1 pseudogene is annotated in these 255 nt (G+C 34.5%); it reads left to right on the top strand.

Annotation, left to right across the window (positions count from 1 at the left end):
* Positions 1 to 188 (top strand): annotated as a pseudogene (locus tag GUI70_RS25990) (ABC transporter ATP-binding protein); the annotation flags it as partial.
* Between the last annotated feature and the right edge of the window lie 67 nt (positions 189 to 255).

Genomic DNA, 255 nt, shown 5'->3' with positions numbered 1-255 from the left:
ATATTGATTTTAAAGTAGAACCGCCGTGGTTTAAAGTTTCACCGACACATTTTGTGAAATCTTGGTTATTAGACGCACGTGCACCAAAAGTTGAACTAACCGAGCTGGTAAAACAACGTATGAAACCGATGCCTAATAATTATGAAAAACCACTCAAGGTAGAAAGGGTGTCGTTCAATGAAAAATGATGAAGTGCTATTATCTATTAAAAATTTAAAGCAATATTTTAACGCAGGAAAGAAAAACGAAGTGAGA

Source organism: Deinococcus alpinitundrae (assembly GCF_009982895.1).
GTDB classification, from domain to species: Bacteria; Deinococcota; Deinococci; order Deinococcales; family Deinococcaceae; genus Deinococcus; species Deinococcus alpinitundrae.
Note: the sequence above shows the minus strand (reverse complement) of the source record. Positions and strands in the feature narration are given on the sequence as shown.